11 protein-coding genes and 3 pseudogenes are annotated in these 20900 nt (G+C 38.8%); 9 read left to right on the forward strand and 5 right to left on the reverse strand.

Going from position 1 to position 20900, the window contains the following annotated elements; translation table 11 throughout:
* Nucleotides 1-46: 46 nt before the first annotated feature.
* Nucleotides 47-2497: pseudogene (locus tag KX581_RS03960) on the reverse strand (type I restriction-modification system subunit M).
* 70 nt (nt 2498-2567) lie between these two features.
* Between KX581_RS03960 and KX581_RS03965 the strand changes: the two are divergent.
* On the forward strand, nt 2568-5546 hold the full coding sequence (locus tag KX581_RS03965; RefSeq protein ID WP_231175649.1) for a type I restriction endonuclease subunit R: 2979 nt from the start codon (nt 2568-2570) through the stop codon (nt 5544-5546).
* Nucleotides 5546-6253: a YgjP family zinc-dependent metalloprotease gene (locus tag KX581_RS03970; protein WP_231175650.1), complete on the forward strand. Its 708-nt coding sequence runs from the start codon at nt 5546-5548 to the stop codon at nt 6251-6253. The genes KX581_RS03965 and KX581_RS03970 overlap by 1 nt, the downstream gene beginning before the upstream one ends.
* Before the next feature lie 89 nt (nt 6254-6342).
* Here KX581_RS03970 and KX581_RS03975 read toward each other — a convergent pair whose 3' ends face one another.
* The 3 genes from KX581_RS03975 to KX581_RS03985 all read right to left on the reverse strand — a co-directional run bounded on the left by KX581_RS03975 (nt 6343) and on the right by KX581_RS03985 (nt 11610).
* The gene (locus KX581_RS03975) at nt 6343-8868 is read right to left on the reverse strand and encodes a TonB-dependent receptor family protein (protein ID WP_231175651.1); all 2526 of its coding nucleotides are present in this window, start codon (nt 8866-8868) and stop codon (nt 6343-6345) included.
* Nucleotides 8869-9201: 333 nt separating this feature from the next.
* Entirely contained in the window at nt 9202-10170 is a 969-nt protein-coding gene (gene rocF, locus KX581_RS03980; RefSeq protein ID WP_231175652.1) for an arginase, read from the reverse strand.
* Between the two features lie 12 nt (nt 10171-10182).
* On the reverse strand, nt 10183-11610 hold the full coding sequence (locus KX581_RS03985; RefSeq protein WP_231175653.1) for an amino acid permease: 1428 nt from the start codon (nt 11608-11610) through the stop codon (nt 10183-10185).
* Nucleotides 11611-11811: 201 nt separating this feature from the next.
* Between KX581_RS03985 and KX581_RS03990 the strand changes: the two genes are divergently transcribed.
* Nucleotides 11812-12954: an alanine dehydrogenase gene (locus KX581_RS03990; protein WP_231175654.1), complete on the forward strand. Its 1143-nt coding sequence runs from the start codon at nt 11812-11814 to the stop codon at nt 12952-12954.
* Between the two features lie 124 nt (nt 12955-13078).
* Nucleotides 13079-14874 (forward strand): annotated as a pseudogene (locus tag KX581_RS03995) (DUF262 domain-containing protein).
* Here KX581_RS03995 and KX581_RS04000 read toward each other — a convergent pair.
* Nucleotides 14864-15592: an outer membrane protein gene (locus tag KX581_RS04000; RefSeq protein WP_000819293.1), complete on the reverse strand. Its 729-nt coding sequence runs from the start codon at nt 15590-15592 to the stop codon at nt 14864-14866. The pseudogene KX581_RS03995 and the gene KX581_RS04000 sit on opposite strands and share 11 nt — an antisense overlap.
* 186 nt (nt 15593-15778) lie before the next feature.
* On the opposite strand from KX581_RS04000, the gene KX581_RS04005 reads away from it, so the two are divergent.
* From KX581_RS04005 to KX581_RS08325, 5 genes and pseudogenes are all read left to right on the forward strand, one after another.
* Entirely contained in the window at nt 15779-16633 is an 855-nt protein-coding gene (locus KX581_RS04005) for an NAD(+)/NADH kinase (RefSeq protein WP_001868417.1), read from the forward strand.
* 12 nt (nt 16634-16645) lie between these two features.
* On the forward strand, nt 16646-18220 hold the full coding sequence (locus KX581_RS04010) for a DNA repair protein RecN (RefSeq protein ID WP_231175655.1): 1575 nt from the start codon (nt 16646-16648) through the stop codon (nt 18218-18220).
* Nucleotides 18217-19524: an NFACT family protein gene (locus tag KX581_RS04015; RefSeq protein WP_231175656.1), complete on the forward strand. Its 1308-nt coding sequence runs from the start codon at nt 18217-18219 to the stop codon at nt 19522-19524. The genes KX581_RS04010 and KX581_RS04015 overlap by 4 nt, the downstream gene beginning before the upstream one ends.
* Nucleotides 19525-19542: 18 nt before the next feature.
* Complete coding sequence (locus tag KX581_RS04020; protein WP_000539097.1) at nt 19543-19839, forward strand: hypothetical protein; 297 nt, start codon at nt 19543-19545, stop codon at nt 19837-19839.
* Nucleotides 19840-20162: 323 nt separating this feature from the next.
* Nucleotides 20163-20531: pseudogene (locus KX581_RS08325) on the forward strand (hypothetical protein); the annotation flags it as partial.
* Nucleotides 20532-20900: the final 369 nt, after the last annotated feature.

Consider the following 20900-nt stretch of genomic DNA (forward strand, 5'->3'; position numbering starts at 1 on the left):
CATAGCGAGGATACGCTAGTCAAAAGGCACTCCAAACTTTTTAATATCAAACGACAATCCCCAAATCTTTCAAATGCTCTAAAACTTTTGATTCGCTCTCTTTGACTTCTTTATCTAATTCTAACAAGCTGTTAGAGTAGCTTGAAATGATTTCATTAAGGGTGCTAGTAAAAGCGTTGATGCGTTTTAAAATCTTGTTTTCTAGGGCGTTTTTCAAGCTGTTAAGCCATTTGTCTTGGATGATGGGATCTTTAATTTCACCTAATTTCAAGTTTTTATATTGGTGGAACGCTTTTAATTCCAGCTCCTCATGGGTTTTATTTTTCATTTTTAGCGCCTTGTTTTTAGCTTCTAGCAATTCTAAAGCGGTTTTTAGGATTTCTTTATCTTCTGAATCGGTGGCGTTTTTTAGCTCTTTTTTCAAAACGCTTTCATTGACTTTCAACTCATAAAAAAGCCCTTCTTCGTTAGAATGCTATTCTATAAATTCATCTAAAAGAGCCTCTTTTTCATTGAAGGCGTTTTCTAATTCTTCTAATTCTTTCGCTTCTTTTTCAAAAAAGCGTTGTTTGATCAAGTTTTTAGGGATTAGATCGCTTTTATAGTAGGTTTTTTGAATGACAAAATCCGGCTCCTCTAAATAGTTGGCTTTTTTGTTTTTGTCTTTTAGGGGGGTTAATTTTCTCAATTCTTTAGTGCTTCTAAAGCCATTGAATGAAAGAAGAAACCAATCGTCTTGCAAGACTTCGTTATAGTAATCTTTGAAGAGCTGATACACGCCGTATTTGTCTAAAATTTCCACCTTTTCAAATTCTTTTAAAACCTTTGAACAAACGCTTTCTATGAGGGTTTTTGGGTTAAAACCTAGCTCTAAATGGTTAAAAGTTTCAAATAGATTCAATCGGTCAAAAGCGTTTAAAACAGAAGCGTGGAAGGTTTGGTATTCTAAGCTTTGAATGATTAATTCTTTAATGTTTTCGCATTCTGTTTTTAAAGCGTAATAACCCTCTTTATCGCTCTTTTTAAAAAGCGTGTTTTTAAGCTCTTTAAACACTTGAAAATAAGGGGCGTAGGCTTTTATTTCGTTTTTGGGCAAATAACTCGCTTTGTGGCTGTTGATTAAAGCGAACAAGTCTTTTTCTGATTCTGGTTTGGCGGCAATGTAGCGCGGGATATTCAAGTTATAGTCGTTAGCGCTGATTTCTTCTAGGCTCACCATTTTGGAATAATAAGGGATTTCTTTGTAAGCGTTAAAAGTGTCTATCATTTTTTGGACATCTTGATCCCTTAAGCGGTTTTTATTGCCGTCTTTTTTAAAATCCTTGCTCGCATCGATCAAAAAAACGCCCTTTCTGGCGCGCGCGTTTTCTTTGTCTAAAACGATCACGCATGCAGGAATGGAAGTGCCATAAAAAAGATTAGGGGCTAGGCCTATCACGCCTTTAATATAGCCTTTCATTAAAAGATTTTTTCTAATTACTCCCTCAGCGTTCCCCCTAAATAGCACCCCATGGGGTAAAATCACTGCCCCTTTGCCTGTGTTTTTTAAGGATTTGATGATATGGAGCAAAAAAGCAAAATCGCCATTTTTTTCAGGGGGCGTGCCGTCTTCAAAACGATTGAAACGATCGTTAATGACTTGCTTGCTTTTAGGGTCTATGCTTAGCCCATCAGTCCAGTTTTTCAAGCTAAAGGGAGGGTTAGCCACGACATAATCAAAGGTTTGTAGCATGCCATTTTTAATAAAAAGGGGGTTAGAAAGGGTGCTAGAACCCCCCTTAGCAATATCAGCAGTAGCGCTATTGTGTAAGATCATATTCATTTTACAAAGGGCTGTGGTGGAAATATCTTTTTCTTGACCATAGATAGTTAAACCTTTTTCACCGGCCAAACTAGAAGCTTTTAATAATAACGAACCGCTCCCGCAAGTGGGATCATAGATGCTTTTATCCTGTCTGGTGTTTTCATCAATGCCAAGCAAAAGGGATAATAAAAGCGAAACTTCGCTAGGGGTGTAAAACTGCCCTTTGGATTTACCGGATTCGCTGGCAAAATGGCACATTAAATACTCGTAAGCATCGCCTAGTAAATCATCGTCTAAAGCCCCATGTGCGCCCAAACTTAAATCCGCAAAGATTTTAACCAAATTAGAAAGGGTGTCTACCATCGCTTTACCCTCGCCAAGCTTGGTGTTATCGTTAAAATCCACGCTGTCAATCACGCCTTTTAAATCGTTTCGCTCTGCGATCTTGGCGATGATTTTATTGAGCTTGTCGCCTATTTCCTTATCGCCCTCTAAAGCGAGGATGTCTTCATAAAAGCACCCTTCTGGCACTTCTATTTCGCTAAAGTTATTGTTTCTGGCTTTATCGCTGATGTATTTTAAAAAAAGTAGGTTTAAAACATAGTTTTTATACTCGCTCGCATCCATCCCGCCCCTTAAGCTATCCGCTCCAGCCCATAAAGAGCTATACAATTCGCTTTTTTTGATCGCCATTTTTAACCGCCCTATTTTGTTTTTAGGATTATAATATAAAGCGATAAAAAGCGTTCTTAGGGGGTTTATGATGAAAACAGAAAAAGAAGTTCAAAAACAAGTCATAGAAACTTTTAAAAGCATGGGCTATGCGTATTTAGGGGATTTAACAAAGAGCGATAACGAAAACATTAATAAAGAAAGCTTGAAAGCATGGCTAGTTAAAAATCAAAAAATTGAGCCTGAAAGGTGGCATAAAATTGAGCAGAAAATCCATAACGCTTTAAAAAACGATTTATACGAAGCGAATCAAAAATTTTACGAGCTTTTAATTTATGGCGTGAAAACTCAAATAAGCCAGAATGAAAACTTCCAAACGACTTGGCTCATTGATTGGAAAGATGTTTCTAAGAATGAATTTAGCATGGCTGAAGAAGTGAGCGTTAAAGGGCCAAACGCAAAACGGCCGGACATGGTGCTTTATGTGAATGGGATCGCTTTAGGGGTGCTAGAATTGAAAAAATCCAGCGTGAGCGTAGAAAGCGCTATCAGGCAAAATTTAGACAACCAAAAGAAAGAGTTTATTAGAGATTTTTTTAAAACGATCCAATTGGTTATGGCGGGTAATGAAAGTCAAGGGCTAAAATATGGCGTCATAGAAACTAAAGAAAAACACTACCTTTCTTGGAAAGAAGAGGGCGTTTTAAAAAATTTGTTTGAGACGATTGAATGCTTTTTAAAAAAAGAAAGGTTTTTAGAATTTATCCATGATTTTTTGATTTTTGATAAGGGGCAAAAGAAATGTGCCAGGTTCCATCAGTATTTTGCGGTTAAAAAAACGCAAGAATTTATCCACAAAAACGAAGGGGGGATTATCTGGCACACACAAGGCAGCGGTAAAAGCTTGACTATGGTGTGGCTTACTAGATGGCTAAGAGAGAATACCCAACAAGCAAGGATTTTAATCGTTACGGACAGGAGGGAATTAGACGCTCAAATCCAAGGCGTGTTTAGTGGAATAGGTGAGAAGAATCTTTATCGCGCAGACAGCAAGAAGGATTTATTGAGCGTGCTGTTTGAAAATAAGAAATTTTTGGTTGGCTCGCTTGTGCATAAGTTTGATGACAACGACTTAGAAGATTTAAAAAAACAACCTGTTTTAGAGAAATGGGTTGTTTTAGTGGATGAATGCCACAGAACCCAAGGCGGTAAATTGCATAAAGCCATGAAAAGCCTGCTCCCTAATGCGATTTTTATCGCCTTTAGCGGCACGCCTTTATTGAAACAAGATAAAAAGACAAGCCAGGAAGTGTTTGGGAATTATATCCATTGCTATAAATTTAATGAAGCCGTTAGCGATAAAGTGGTGCTAGATTTAAACTATGAAGCCAGAAGCGTGGAACAATATGTCAGTAACCCTGAAAAGCTAGACGAATATTTTGAATTAAAAACTCAAGGCTTGAATGATGCGGCTAAAACAGAGCTTAAAAAGAAATGGGTTAATTTGCAAAAAGTTTTTTCCACTAAAGACAGATTAGCTCGTATTGTGCAAGATGTTGTATTGGATATGGCAAAACTCCCACGATTAAGGAGTGAAAAGGGGAATGCCATGCTGGTGGCTGAAAGCGTGTATAACGCATGCCGGTATTTTGAACTCTTTTTAGAAACAGAATTAAAGGATAAGGTGGCTGTGATCACAAGCTATGAACCCAATATCGCTGATCTTAAAGATTGCGGGATCGATGAGAGCGAAGAGAGTTATAAATACCGCGCTTATTGCAAAATGTTGCAAAACTTTTTTAATGAAAAAGATGAGAAAAAAGCCCTTAATAAAATTAAAGAGTTTGAAGAAAAAGTTAAAGAGCGTTTTATTAATGAGCCTAATAGAATGAAGCTATTGATCGTGGTGGATAAGCTATTGACCGGTTTTGATGCGCCAAGTCTCACTTATTTATACATGGATAAGAAAATGCAAGATCATGGGCTTTTTCAAGCGGTGTGCAGGGTGAATAGATTGGATAGTGAAGATAAGGATTTTGGCTGCATCATAGACTATAAGGATTTGTTTGATAGCCTACAAGAAGCGCACAGCGATTACACCAATAAAGCGTTTGAAAACTATGAAAGAGAAGACATTCAAGGGCTTATTTCTGACAAAGCCCAAAAGATTAAGAAAAGATTAGAAGAAACTAGAGATCAGTTAAAATCGCTTTGTGAAAGCGTGAAAGAGCCAAAAGATGAAATGGATTATATCGCTTATTTTTGCGGGAACGATTTAGAAAAAAACGCTCAAAAAAGGCGGTTGTTTTACCAGCTTGTTGGCGCGTTTTTAAGAATGTTTGTGGAATTGAACAACTTAGAAAAGCCCATTTATTCTAAAGAAGAAATGCGACAAATCAAACAAGAAGCGGAATTTTATAGGCATTTACAAAAAGCGGTTAGCCTAAGCAGTGGGGATAGCGTGGATTTAAAAAGCTATAGTGAAGACATGCGCCGGATTTTAGACGCTTACATTAAAACCACGGATAGCGAGACGCTAATCAAAATAGAAGATCAAGGGCTGTGTGAAGTTTTAGCCCAAATGGATATTAATGATTTTAATAAGGTGCTGTCTCAAGTCTTTAAAAATGAAAGCTCTATGGCAGAAAGCATCGCTAACAACACTAAAAAACGCATTATAGAAAAAGAAGCGAGCGATCCTAAGTATTACGAAAAATTATCTTCGCTTTTAAACGATTTGATTCTCCAGTTTAGAGAAAAGAAATTAACCTATTTAGAATACTTGCAACAAATCTGCGACTTAGCCAAAAAAGTTATTGATAAAGAAGATAGAAATTACCCTAAAAAGATCGACACTGACGCTTTAAAAACCCTCTATGATAATTTAGATGAAAATGAAGCCTTAGCTTTAGAAATAGACGCATGCATAAGGGATAATAAAAAAGATGGTTGGGTGGGGCATCATCAAAAAGAAAAAATCCTTAAATTCGCTTTAAGAAAAATCATAGACGATGAGGGTTTGTTGGAAAACACCTTTAATTTAGCCAAATGCATAGAGGAGTATCATTAATGAACGCTTATTGTTTGACTTTAAATGATACCAATATCGCTATAGAAAAAAAGGGTATTAAGCATTTACACATTAGCGTTTGCCCGCCTGATGGCTCTGTGCGTGTGTCTTGCCCCCTAGCTTTAAACGATGAGAGCCTCAGGCTTTCTTTGATTAAAAGACTCCCTTGGATAAAAGAACAGCAACAAAATTTTTTAAACCAAAACAGACAGAGCCAAAGAGGAATGCTAGAAAGAGAAAGCCATTATCTTTTTGGGAAACGCTATCTGTTAAAGATTGAACACACCATAAAAAAACACTTCGTCCTCCAAAGCCCTAAATATTTAATCTTGCATGTCCATCAAAAGACAAGCTTAGAAAACCGCTTAAAAGTGTTAGAAAACTACTACAGACAAGTTTTAAGAGAAAAAATACAAACCTACATCAACCAGTATGAAAAGATTTTAAACGAAAGCATACAAGGCTTTAGAATCCAAAAAATGAAACGGATATGGGGGAGTTGCAACATTGCTAAACGCGCCTTGCTTTTTAATTTGGAACTGGCTAAAGCGCCTAGCGAGGGCATTGAATATGTGGTTGTGCATGAATTATTGCATTTAAAAACGCGCCATCATAACGAATATTTTAGGGATTTGCTGAGTTTGTATTTGCCTAATTGGCAAAGGGCTAAGGCCAGCCTCAAAGAAACTTATTTGGAGTATTCTTGAATGAATATTCCATTGTTTCAATAAAACCGCTAAGCGGCTCATTTTAGCGGCTCATCATAGAGCAATAATCCCCCTCCTTTTTAAAGCCTTTAGAAAGTGTAGTTCAAATACGCTGTAACCGATCTTCCAGGTGCAGGTTGCAAGCCTGCAGGGCTAGAGCCAATCCCTGTAAAATAATACTTCATGTTGAAGATATTGTTGATTTGCAAACTTCCTGTAACTCTGTGTCTTCCGTTTTCCCAAAAAATTTGGCTCACTTGGATATTCCACACCCAATACCAAGGTAATAGCCCTTCATGTTGGGTCATACACCAAGCTTCGCATTGATAACCGCTATTGAGAACGCTTTCATAGTTGTTCCCCCCACTATAATATTGCATCCCATAATAGCCTCCTGCTGCACTGTTGCTAATCCCGCTATAAGCGCGGCTATAAAAATAGCTAGAAATACCAATGGTGGTTTTATGCCAATTGTAACGAGCATCAAGAATGAACTGGAAAGGGCTTACAAAAGGGAAATGCTTGTTATAGCTAGTCCCTTTTAGCACATCCCCATTCAAGTCTGTTAAAGGGCCATGGCTAGTTACACGAGTGTCAATGTAGTTGAAAGCGGCATGGAATTGCAACCCTCTAATAGGCCTGTAATACAATTCCAGCTCCACGCCTTGAGAATAGCCATTAATGGGGCGCACATTACCTTTCATAGGGCCGCTCGTATAGACTGAATACTGCCCAGTGGCAAAATCGCGCGCCCAAATCCTAAAATAGTCCGCATTGAAGCTAAATTTATCCTTATAGGTGTAGCGCACTCCTGCTTCCACAGTGTCAAAGTGTTGGGTAAAATACTCCGCTCCTCCATAGCTCAAAACGTCTAATTGAGGCGGGACAAAAGAGCGTTGGTAGTTAAAGTAGGTAAGCACATTGTGATCGCCTTGCACAGGGATAAAGCCAATGTTGGTTGAGGGCATCCAATTGTTCATGTGCTTGATTTTTCTTAAATCCTTCTCAGGGATTTGCACCCAGTTGGCCGCATTTTCGTTGTTGTATTGCACAAAAGCGTAGCGCAAACCAGGCACGATGAAAAAGCGCCCATCCCAAGCTTCAATGCGATCGCTCAAATAAACTGCTGTGTAATTGTTGCGCCAGTTATTCCAGTTTCTATAAACGCCATGCTTGATGTGGGGTTTCCAACCGCTCATCACATTAGCGCCCTCACACAAGAATCCTGCCCCCTCACCGCTCGTTTTGGTGGGGCATTCATTGGTGTTTAAGTATTGGCGTTGTAAAAAAGTGGTGGTCATGAAACGCAAGCCCATGATAAAGGTTTGCCTGACTTTCCCGGTATTGACGATCAAACTCACTTTAGGCTCAAAAGCGTTGTTAATGGAGCGCACAGGGTTTTCTACTTCTGCCCAACCATTGTAGTTGGTGGCATAATAAGGCACAGCCAAGTTATACCCTGCCGGAAGTCCTGCCGCCCTACATGCCGCTTCGCTAAAACAAGTAACCGTGTTAGCGCTATTGTAGCTGGAGCTTACTTGAAAGTCCCTAGTCATCAACTGCCCATAGTAAGTGAAGCTGAAAGTCCCGCCCACTCTGTCTAAATCCCCGAAGCGGTTTTCATACACAGCCCCAAAGCGTTGTGAGCGCCCGCCTTTTTGGTTGATAGGGCGTAAATTAGCGAAGCGGTTTATTTTGTAATCTTGTTCGCTGAGTGATCCCGGTTGAGCGATAGCAAAATCGTAGTATTGGTAATAGGCCTTAATCCCATTGCTTTCATTGATGTCATAGATCCCATCTAGCCAATAGTTTGAAATATTAGAGGGGCTATTGTCCCTAAAGCCTTGTCCTCTAACCCAGTTAGCTTGCGCTTGGATACCCACATGCTTATTGATCATCCCCCCACTCCTCACATAGGTGTTATAGAGGAGGTTGTTGCCTAAAGACTTGATAAAAGAAGGATCGCCGGTTTTATCAGGGGGAGCGGCAAACCCGGCGTTTCTAGCCTTAGCCCAATAAGTGATCCTTTCAGCCGCTTGGTTTTCCCATTGAGTAGGGATAGGCTTAGTGATGATATTGACAATACCCCCATAAGTGTTAGGCCCATATTGCACGCTGCCTCCACCCTTGATCACATCAATGCGATCAATGGCTTGAAAGGTAACAGGGAAAATGTCTAGCTCAATGTGGGCGTAGGGGGCCATATAAACAGGAATACCATTAACTAACATGAGCGTCGCATCGCTATGCCCTGAACCCCCAGCTCCAAAGCCACGGATTTGGATAGTGGGCATAGCCCCTACGCCTGTCGCATTCCTAATTTGCAGACCTGGGACATTCTGTAAAGCTTCTTCAATGCTTTGGTTAGCTTGTTGGGTGAGCGCTTTATTAGAGATCACCGTGCGGCTTCCTGTGTATTTTTTCACTTCTTCATCTTGCCAACTCTTAGGCGCGGTAATCCCGCTATAACCCAAATTGACCTGCCCAGAATAATCAGATTTATCCTTTTTGCCGGCAGTAGAAACCTTGCCCAAAGTGTAGTCTTTTTCCTTAGCGAACAAAGACTCTTGGCAAATCAAACTAGCAGTTAAAGCCAACAGAACTTTTTTATGCAACACAAACTCCTTGTATTTTGAGAGATTAAAAAATAGTTTAAATTTTTCAAGTAAAACCACACCAATAACGAACGCCTATTAAGTAATAAAAATAAAAAAAACTTAATAATTCGCGAAATTTTATCATAAAATTCTTAAAATTTTATTAATCCCATGAAAATCTTTTTTTTTGATTTCGCTTGATTTTAGTAGAAAATACCCATTTTTGACACACGACAAGCTTGCATGCGTTCTCAAAACACACAAGACATTCTTTGACGCTCAAAGTGGTTTAACCTTTCATCTAAACACCGCCCCTTTTTTCAACTTTTTATCGTTGTGTTTGAAAAGCGATCAGCGACTCATTGTAAAAGATGGCTTCTTGTCTTTAATTTTACAGCTATTGATGATGAGATCTAAGATCTCTAAAACCTGCTTTTCTTCTTCGTCGGTGTGTTTTGCGCTCACCGTGGGGTTGTATTCGGTTACTTCAACGGCTCTTAATCCGTCTTTAAAGCTTTCTAAAAGCAAGCCCAGTAATTGCTTTAGCTCATTAAAACTCAGCCCGTTATTTTCACGCACGCCGGTAGAAGTGAAAAGCTTGCCATCTATAATGTCTAAATCCAAACTAAGGTAAATAATATCCACCGCTTTTAATGATTCTTTGGTTTTTTGAACCACTTCTTGCAAGTTTTTTCTTATCGCTTCCACGCTAAATAAAGGGATTTGCAATTCCTTAATCACATCTCTTTCGCTCTGTTCGGTGCTTCTTACCCCAAAATACACCAAACATTTAGGATCAATTTCTAACGCTCCCTTTTCTAACCCCAAAGAGCAGAGCTTTTGCCATGCCTTTTCTTCGCTCTCGCTCATGCGATTGAACCCGCTACGAACACGATTTAAAACCATGCCTAAAGGCATGCCGTGGATATGCTTTGAATCGCTGTCATAAGCCGTATGAATATCCGCATGCGCGTCTAAGTACAAAATCCCTATTTTTTTGTCCTTATGAACGCTCCTAAAGGCTTGGAAAATCCCAAACATGTTCGCATGCTCTGAGCTTAAAATCAAAGGAAATTCTTTTTTCTCAAACACTTCTTTCATGCAAGGGATCAAACTTTCTTTACAAAAAAGGTAGTAATCTTCAAAATTCTTAGCGTATCTAAACTCTTTATAAAGCACGCACCGCTCTTGAATGATCGTTTGCATGCCTTTAATCACATCGCCATGCGTTGCACTTAAGGCTTCTCTCAAACGCCTAACCCCTTTATCGGTGCCTCTTTTTGACGCTCCTAATTCCGCTTCCAATCCTATTAAAATCATTTTATAACTCCTTTAAATTCCTTTTTCTTGCTGATAGCCCCATTTGTCTTTACTCAAATAATACGCCCCATAGCAAAGCCCCATAAACACCAGCGTGAGATACCCTCCAATGCGTTCATTTGCATCCATATACGCCCCTATAAGCCCCACCAAACACCCGCTGATGCCAACAATTTGGATCAAGGGATTAAGAGGGGCTTTATAAGGAAGATCTTTTAAGGATTTTCTCAAAGCCAGATACTCTTTCCTGAAGCGGTATTGCGCTACGCTGATACTGATCCATACAATAATCACCATAAAACTCACTACATTGATCAAGCTTGCCATGATTTTTTCTGGTGCAAACGCTTCGGTGAGCATGCCAATAAGTGTAACCCCTAAAGATAAATACAAAGCATAAGTGGGTGTGCCAGAGGCGTTAAGTTTAGCAAAAAGGGGGAAAAACATCTTTTTTTGGCTTAAACCATAAATCATCCTCCCTGAAGCGTATAGCCCAGAATTAGCGGTGGATAAAATCGCAGTGACAATGACAAAATTCATAATATCTGCCGCATAAGGGATACCCACGCCCAAAAAGGGTAAGGGGATTTTTTCTAAAGCGCTCACAAAAGGGCTTTGCGTCAAACCACTATCCGTCATGGGCAAAAACACCGATACCACAAACACCGCCCCTAAAAAGAAAAACACAATCCGCCATAAAGTCGCTTTAATCGCTTTAGGCATGACTTTTTTAGCGTCTTTAGTTTCTCCTGCTGCAACGCCGATAATCTCTGTGCCCGTGTAAGCAAAAATCACCGCTAAAATCGCTCCAAAGAACGCTTCCACGCCTTTAGGGAAAAAGCCTTTTTCTAGCCCTTGAGTCTCCCCGTTAAAATAGAAATTAGCGAACACGCCTTCAAAACCATGCAAATAAAACGAATAAACAATGCCAATGCACCCAAGCACAATAAACACAAAGACCGCTAAAACTTTGATGGTGCTGAGCAAAAATTCGCCCGTGGCAAAAATTTTAACCGAAAAGAAATTCAACAAGAATAAAAGTGCAATGCATGCGATGACCCACACATACACAGGAATAGTCGGAAACCATCGTTGCATAAGCAAGCCTATGGCGATGTATTCCACGGCCACGGTTAAAACCCAGCTCAGCCAATACATCCAAAAGACCATATACCCTGTGCTTGGGTTAATAAAACGGCTCGCATAATCCCCAAAACTCCCTGTAGTGGGATACACGCTCGCTAATTCCCCTAAAGATAAAACAATAGAATAGACAATAATCCCTCCAATCAAATACGCTAGAAGCGTGGCTAAAGGGCCTGCACTAGCGATATTCCCCCCTGTGCCTACAAAAAGCCCAGTGCCAATCGTTCCCCCTAAAGCGATCATCATCAATTGGTTGAAGCTAATGTCCCTGCTTAAAGTCGTGTTGTCTTTCATAAACGCATCCTTTAATCGTTAGGTAAATTCTATTTTAAATCCCAACCAACAATTACAAAATAATAAGAAAATGAATAACAAACAAAATGAATTCTATTGTGTAAAAGGGTAATACTATTTAGCTTTTTAAAAGAAAGATACCCAATCGTTTAATGGAGTGAGTATAATCATAATTGACACTACTATTTAAAAAGGATTAACATGACTATTGGGCTAGTCAAAGAAAGCATGGATTTAGAATCACGAGTGGCTTTGGTGCCTGATGATGTGGCGCTAATAATTCAAAAGGGCGTGGGGGTTTTAGTGGAAAATCAAGCCGGCGCTAATAGCGGCTATAGTAATGAAGCGTATGAGAGCGTGGGGGCTAAAATCGTGGATACTAAAACAGCGTGGGGGCAGGATTTGATGGTCAAATGCAAAGAGCCTTTAGAGCATGAATACCCTTTGTTGAAAGAAAAAGCCGCGTTGTTTAGCTATTTGGATCTAGCGTATCAAAAAAGCTTGTGCGAAATGTTTATAGATAAAAAAATCACTTCCATTTGCACTGAAACCATTGCCGGGCCTAAAAACGACTACCCTATTTTAGCGCCTATGAGCGTGGTGGCTGGGAGGTTGGCTGCGCATTTAATCCAGCATTATTTGCTGGCTTTAGAGCATGTTAAGGGCTTTATGGGTAAGGGGGTCATGCTTGGAGGGTTATCGGGCGCGCAAAGGGCTAAAATTGTCGTGGTTGGGGGCGGTGTGGTTGGCATGGAGAGCGCGAAAGTGTTGAGCCAAATGGGGGCTAAAGTAACGATTTTAGAATTGGACTACGCTAAATTGCAAAACCACCCCTATTACCATTTGTATGATTTAGAAGTCTTAAGCGTGAATGAAGCCAATATCATTCAGGCTTTAAGTGGGGCGGTGGGGTTAGTGGGAGCGGTGCTAGTTACAGCGAGCCAAACCCCTAAAGTGATCTTAAGAAGGCATTTAAAATGCATGCAAAAACAAGGGGTAGTGATAGATGTGGCTTGCGATTTAGGGGGGTGCATAGAAACCATACACCAAACAAGCCATTCTAACCCGGTGTATGTGGAAGAGGATTTGTTGCATTATGGCGTGCCTAACATGCCAGGGATTGCCGCTAAAACAAGCTCTGTAGCTTATAGCCATGCGAGCGCGCCGTATTTGTTGTATTATTTAGAGCATGGCTTGAAGGGCTTTTTAAAAGCCAACACTAAAATCGTAGCAAACACCCTTGGAGGCTTGAGCGCTTATAACGGCTATATCACCCAAGAAGGCATCGCTAAAGCTTTCAATCTAGCGTTCAAATCGCCTTTAGAGGTTTTAAAAGAGCTTTAAAAATAGGCTGTAAAAAAGGGCATGGCGATAAACCATGCGTCTTAATGCGTGGGAATATTTCAAAAAAAAAAAAAAAAACACTTTTTAATGTTATAATCCATTCAAAACACACAAAGGGGTTTTTATGGCAGAAATGGAGCCTGACAAGAAAAGCCTGAAAAAGATTTTAGTCGTAGGAAATGATACTTATTACCAAATCCCCATCTACCAACGCCCTTACCAATGGGGTAAGGAGCAATGCGAAGAGCTCTTGAACGATCTGTTTGAGAACTATGAAGATCATCGAGAGGACGATTATTTCTGCGGTTCGTTAGTCTTTATCCAACCAGACAAAGATAACAAAACTGATATTGTGGATGGCCAGCAACGCTTAAGCACTTTCATTCTGCTTGCAAAAGTTTTAGCTACTCTTTATTCTGAGCGTTTAGACCCTATGATCCAAGAATATTTACAAGAGAGTTGGAGCGACAGGCATGAAGATGGAAAAAAGAAAAAGAGAAAGCGATTGGATTTTGATCTAGTAGGGTTTAGTGCTAAAAAAGATTTTCAGGATGCCTTAGATTTTTTTGACGATCTTGATGCAAGCAAGGGCGAGAATAGCAAGAGCAACGCCCCAAGCAAGGGTAAGAACAGCTACTTGAAAAATGCGATTTGTTTAAAAAACTATCTTGAAAAAAAGAGATTGAAGACATTAACGATTTCATCAGATGGCTGTATCTTAAGGTCATATTTATCAAAACCACTTGCTCCAATATAAGTATGGCGTTAAGGATTTTTAGTGTTTTAAACGCTAGGGGTTTGGCTTTGCATGCGATAGATGTTTTTAAGGTGGAGTTGCTAAAAAAACTCGCTAAAGAAAAGGATCAAGAAGAGTTTGTGTCTCGGTGGAATGCCTTGCGTCAAAAATGCTTGGATAATGAGTCAAAATTTCCAAAGAGAAAAGAGAACAAGCGAGAGAAGAACGCCGCAGAAATATTGTTTAGCTGGTATTTAACCTATCTCCATCCGGTAACTAGTGGGAAAAACATGGAAGAAAGACTTGCCGATCAGTTTGAAAGGCTTAATAAAACCCCATTAGAATACCTTAAGGGCGTGGAAGATTTTTACAACGCTTATTGCGAGGTGTTAGAAATGCAAGACCGATACGCCCACTTGCTCTCGTATAAAGACGATGATTATTTATGTGTTATTTTGTGCACTAGTTTGTTGCACCGCTATAGCGATCAAGACATAGAGACTTTAAAAGAATTGTTAGTCAAGTTTTACTACCAAGATTGGGTTGCAGGGAAGACAAGATCCACACGCAGCCAAACTTGTTGCAACATCATTAAAGCCCTAAAGGAAAAGAAAAACATTGATGATATTATCTCTATTGTAAAAGAATATTTAGATGAAAAAAATATCACGCAACGCTTCAGAGAAAACCTACAAGACAGCAACTTATACACAAAATTCTACTTCGCTGGTAAATCTGGCAAAAAAAATTCATGGCTCAAGCCCATTCTCATTTTAGTGGAATATTTCATGAGCGATGATCCTAAACCTAAACGCATTCAAATGGATAAAAATCTGCATGTTGAACACATCTTGCCCCAAAAACCCACTCTCTCAAGCCAATGGGCGAAGGACTTTAGCGAAGAAGAAAGGGAACGCTACACGCATTCTTTAGCCAATCTCACGCTTTTAGGGGGCAATAAAAACTCTGAAGCTTCAAATTTGGATTTCAAAGAGAAAAAAGAAATCTATATGGGGAAACCTGTCGCACTACACAAAAGAGTGATGACCTGCTATGACACCACCAAAGACATTGCATACAAATACACAGAATGGACGCCCAAAAGCCTAGAAAAAAGAGAAAAAGACTTGATGAGCATCATTGAGAGCGTTCTGACCCTCTATAGACACGCCCCTAGAAAGTGAACACATAATTCACATACCATGAATACACGCGCCTAAACCCTATATCCAAATTTTTTGCGGTGATATAGGGGTTTTTCTTCAGCATGGGGAATTTCACGCCCGCTTCAATGCTAGAATGCTTTAAGATCCTTAAGCGAGCCCCCACATTGAATAAAAATTGGAAAGAAGTGGCTTTTTTGCTCACAAGGGCTTGCTCCACTAAAATACCCTCAAAGCTCGGCGTCGCCATAAGCCATGAATTGCCGGCTAATTGCACCCCACCAAAAGCCCCCAAACTCATGATGCCGTTATTGATGACATTAACCATCACATCCATAGCCCCCCCATAAGTGAGCATGTTTGGCTCAAAGGTTTTGGGATCGGCAATGTTTGTTAAACGATTGATTTCTTGTTTCCCAAGAATTTGACCCGCTACTTGTGCCGCTTCGCTGTTATAGTTGGGGTTTTTAAGCCTAATAGAATTGGCATGGGCGTAGTCAAAAAACCCATAAAGGCGCAAGCCAAAGTGTTTTTCAAAGAAAAATTGATACCCTAAAAGCGCATCAAAGCCCTTGATAGTAGCGTTAGTGGCTTGTTTTTGAGAATTAATATCCGCATGCATTTGGGCTTGTCCTTGCAAATAACCCGCCCCTAAAAAAACGCCATTGCCATCCATAGCTAGTAGTGCATTCATAGAAACAACCAAAGCTAACAAAGGTTTAGAAAAAAATCTCTTCATGTATGATTCCTTAACATAATGCTTACATTTTTAAAAAGAATACCCAAAAAACAATTAAAAACGATTAAAGAATGAAACATTAATAAAAATAAAAACTTCTTATGAATTTCACATAAGATTAATAAAAAGCGGCTAAAACCCTTTTTTTTTAAAATTTTGTTTCAAGCTTTAAGCTACAATATACGCATGAAAGATTCACATCAAACTATCGGCGTGTTTGTGCGGCCCACCCATTATCAAAACCCTCTTTTTGAAAAGCTAGAGCGAGCTAAAGAATGGGTTTTAAAGCTTTTAGAAGATGAGGGGTTTGAAAGTTTTATGATTGATAGCCTTGATGGAGCAAAAGATGAACGGTTGATAGAAAAAGCTTATGCGTTTTTATGTTTAGGGGGCGATGGCACAATTTTAGGGGCTTTAAGAATGACGCATTCTTACAATAAGCCATGTTTTGGGGTTAGAATAGGGAATTTAGGGTTTTTGAGCGCGGTTGAATTGAATGGTCTGAAAGGTTTTTTACAAGATCTCAAGCAAGACAGGATCAAATTAGAGGAACATTTAGCTTTAGAGGGCCGTATCGGGAAAACCTCTTTTTATGCGATCAATGAAATTGTGATCGCCAAAAAAAAAGCTTTAGGGGTTTTAGATATCCAAGCTTATGTGGGCCATACGCCCTTTAACACCTATAAAGGCGATGGGCTTATCATTGCCACGCCCCTAGGCTCGACCGCTTATAATTTGAGCGCTCATGGGCCTATTGTGCATGCTTTAAGCCAGAGCTATATTTTAACGCCCTTGTGCGATTTTTCTTTAACGCAACGCCCTTTAGTGTTAGGAGCGGAATTTTGCTTGAATTTTTGCACTCATGAAGACGCTCTTGTGGTCATTGATGGGCAAGCCACCTATGATTTAAAAGCCAACCAACCCCTATACATCCAAAAAAGCCCCACGACCACCAAGCTCTTACAAAAAAATTCAAGGGATTATTTTAAAGTGCTTAAAGAAAAGCTCTTATGGGGGGAAAGCCCTAGCAAAAAAAGATAAAAAGGCTAAAACATGCGAGATTTTAATAACGCTCAAATCACACGCTTAAAAGTGCGTCAAAACGCTGTTTTTGAAAAATTGGATCTAGAGTTTAAAGACGGATTGAGCGCGATTAGTGGGGCTAGTGGGGTGGGAAAAAGCGTTCTTATTGCGAGCCTTTTAGGGGCGTTTGGGCTTAAAGAGAGCAACGCTTCAAACATTGAAGTGGAGTTGATTGCGCCTTTTTTAGACACTGAAGAATACGGCATTTTTAGAGAAGATGAACATGAACCCTTAGTCATCAGCGTGATTAAAAAAGAAAAAACGCGCTATTTTTTAAACCAAACAAGCCTGTCTAAAAATACGCTCAAAGCGTTATTAAAAGGTTTGATCAAACGCCTATCTAACGACAGATTCAGCCAGAATGAACTCAACGATATTTTAATGCTCTCCTTATTAGATGGCTATATCCAAAATAAAAACAAAGCGTTTAGCCCCCTTTTAGGCGCACTTGAAGAAAAATTCACCCGCTTAGAGAATCTGGAAAAAGAAAGGCGATTATTAGAGGATAAAAAGCGTTTCCAAAAGGATTTAGAAGAGCGTTTGAATTTTGAAAAAATGAAATTAGAGAGATTGGATTTAAAAGAAGATGAATACGAACGCCTTTTAGAGCAAAAAAAATTGCTTTCCAGTAAGGAAAAATTGAACGATAAAATCGCTCTGGCGTTAGAGGTGCTAGAAAATACCCACAAAATCACGCATGCTTTAGAGAGCGTGGGCCATAGTGCTGAGTTTTTAAAAAGCGCTTTATTAGAAGCGAGCGCTCTATTGGAAAAAGAGCAGGCCAAATTAGAAGAGTGCGAGCGTTTGGATATTGAAAAAGTGCTAGAAAGGCTTGGTGCGTTAAGCGGGATCATTAAGGATTACGGGAGTATTACGCATGCTAAAGAACGATTAGGGCATGTTAAAAACGAATTGCATAATTTAAAAGAAATTGATAACCATTGCGAAACTTACCACAAAGAAATAGAGCGATTAAAAACCGAATGCTTGAAATTGTGTGATCAAATAAGCGGCTTTAGAAAAGAGTATTTAGCCGGTTTTAACGCTCTTTTAAGCGCTAAAGCGAAAGATTTGCTCCTAAAAAGCCCTAGTTTGGTTTTAGAAGAAGCCCCCATGAGCGAAAAAGGCGCTCAAAAACTCGTTTTACATTTACAAAATTCCCAATTAGAAACCTTAAGCTCTGGAGAATACAGCCGTTTGAGGTTGGCGTTCATGCTTTTAGAAATGGAGTTTTTAAAGGATTTTAAAGGCGTGTTGGTGTTAGATGAAATGGATTCTAATTTGAGCGGTGAAGAGAGTTTGGCGGTTTCTAAAGCCCTTGAAACCTTAAGCAGCCATTTGCAAATCTTTGCCATTTCGCACCAAGTCCATATCCCAGCACTCGCTAAAAACCATATTTTAGTGTTTAAAGAAAACCATAAAAGCCTTGCAAAAACCCTTAATAACGAAGAAAGGGTTTTAGAAATCGCGCGCATGATAGGGGGGAGCGAAAATATTGAGAGCGCGATTTCTTTCGCTAAAGAAAAATTAAAGGCGCAAGAATGAAATTTTTTCTTTTAAAGAAATTCAGCGAATTTTTAAACGCTCAAACGCATTTTAACCTCAAACGCTTGAGCGCGTCTAGTTTTTTATTAGAGGCTTTTTCTAAAGAAAAACACGCCTTTGTTGTAGATTTGAGTGTGCCTTATATCGGTTTGTCAAAAAAACCCCCAGAGAGCGTTTTAAAAAACACCCTAGCGTTAGATTTTTGTTTGAACAAATTCACTAAAAACGCCAAAATTTTACAAGCAAACATCATTGATAACGATCGGATTTTAGAAATCACAGGCGCTAAAGATTTAGCTTATAAGAGTGAAAATTTTATTTTGCGTTTAGAAATGATCCCTAAAAAAGCCAACCTCATGATTTTAGATCAAGAAAAATGCGTGATAGAAGCCTTTCGTTTTAATGACAGGGTCGTTAAAAACGATATTTTAGGGGCATTGCCTCCTAATATTTACGAGCATCAAGAAGAGGATTTGGGTTTTAAGGGATTGTTAGACATTTTAGAAAAAGATTTTTTATCCTATCAGCACAAAGAATTAGAACACAAAAAAAATCACATCATCAAGCGATTAAATATTCAAAAAGAACGCTTGAAAGAAAAATTAGAAAAACTAGAAGATCCTAAAAATTTACAGCTAGAAGCGAAAGAATTGCAAACTCAAGCCTCGCTATTACTCACTTACCAGCATTTAATCCATAAGCATGAAAGCCGCGTGGTTTTAAAGGATTTTGAAGATAAGGAGTGTGCGATTGAAATTGATAAGAGCATGCCCTTAAACGCTTTTATCAATAAAAAATTCACTCTCAGTAAAAAAAAGAAACAAAAATCGCAATTCTTGTATTTAGAAGAAGAGAATTTGAAAGAAAAAATCGCTTTTAAAGAAAATCAAATCAACTATGTTAAAGGAGCGCAAGAAGAAAGCGTTTTAGAAATGTTTATGCCGGTAAAAAATTCCAAAATCAAACGCCCGATGAGCGGGTATGAAGTGCTGTATTATAAGGATTTTAAAATCGGTTTAGGGAAAAACCAAAAAGAGAATATCAAACTCTTACAAGACGCAAGAGCGAATGATTTGTGGATGCATGTAAGAAATATTCCCGGATCGCATTTGATCGTTTTTTGCCAAAAGAACGCGCCCAAAGATGAGGTCATTATGGAATTAGCCAAAATGTTGATTAAAATGCAAAAAGATGTGTTTAATAGTTACGAAATTGACTACACGCAACGAAAATTTGTCAAAATCATCAAAGGAGCTAATGTCATTTACTCAAAATACCGAACTATTAGTCTAAAGGACACTTAAACACTTAAGGAGGTTAGCATGGGTGTTTCCGCTTTAGGCAATGTAACTTATATCAACCAAAACGCTCCTTTAAATTCTGCTATCCAACAGGGTGCAAGAAGTGATATGCTGGATTTAGCACAAAGTTTTCAAAGTAAGCTTGAATTAGCCCAAGAAACAAGGGCATTAGAAAACATGCAAGCTATTAGCGATAAAGATCCTAAAGAAGGCTCCAAAAACCGCTATCCAAACAGCCAAAGGGCTAAGGCGTTTGGCTTGGAAGAAGAAGAGATTGAATTGTGGCATGAAGAGCATTTGCTGGATATTGTGGGGTAGGGTTAAACTAAAGGGTTAAGATAACTTAAATGGATTTTTTTAATTTGGTTTAAGTAGAACTTGATGTAGGTTTTACTTAATTATTATATTTATACTTTTTTTCTGCTATTAAAATAATTTAAACAATAAAAATATTTTTTATGTTGACTTACTATTATATTTATGATATTGTAGAACCTATATTAATGGAAGCTATAACTAACTTTAAAAGCATATAGCAAAGACTCTCTAAAGTTGACTATAAAACGCTCTTTAGGGATAAACAAAACAGAAATTCAATTGACAATAGCAAGTTAAACATACTAGACTTAAAGGATAGCAAAATGAAGCAAGCGTTACAAGACAACAGCATCAGCCCATGTTTAGTGGATGATTATCGTTACCTAAATAAGGGCATACCGAACTTTTTTGATTATAATATCAAAGACAAAAACGAAGCAAAGGAAAGACAAGATGAAAAAGAAAATCTAAAAGCCGAAATTGGAAAAGACAAACAAGACAGCGATGAGTTAAAACATAGCGAAATTGACACAAAGGACACACAAATGAGCGAACCATTAGAAACACTTGATAAAGACAAACAAGCGATGAGCGAAGCAATTAAAAAAGATATTGAAAAAGACAAAGAAAATCTCGCACGAGTAGAAGCCGATAAAGACGAAAAAGGCTACGAAAAAGACGATGACAAAAAAGCCGAGAAGCTTGACAAAGAAATCGCTAAAGACAAAAGAAGCCCTAACGATGATAAGCTTTATGAAGAGGACGATAGAGTTAAACGAGACAAAGAACGAGACGATGCCCTCCGTGATAAAGAAAAAGCTAAAGATGATGCATGCATGGTTAGAGCGGACGAGGACACCATAGAGGACGATGAGGGATATGGTGATGATACTATGAGCATGAAAAATAAAAACAATGATGAAGTCAATGTTATTATTAAACTTTCAATTTAATTTTGTTTAAAAGATATTATGTGTATAATCATAAGAAATTTAATCAAAGGTAGTGCCATGCTTATAAACGCTGTCATAGAAAAAGATGAGAATGGGTATTTTGCTTTT

Source organism: Helicobacter pylori (assembly GCF_021062735.1).
GTDB lineage: Bacteria > Campylobacterota > Campylobacteria > Campylobacterales > Helicobacteraceae > Helicobacter > Helicobacter pylori_DN.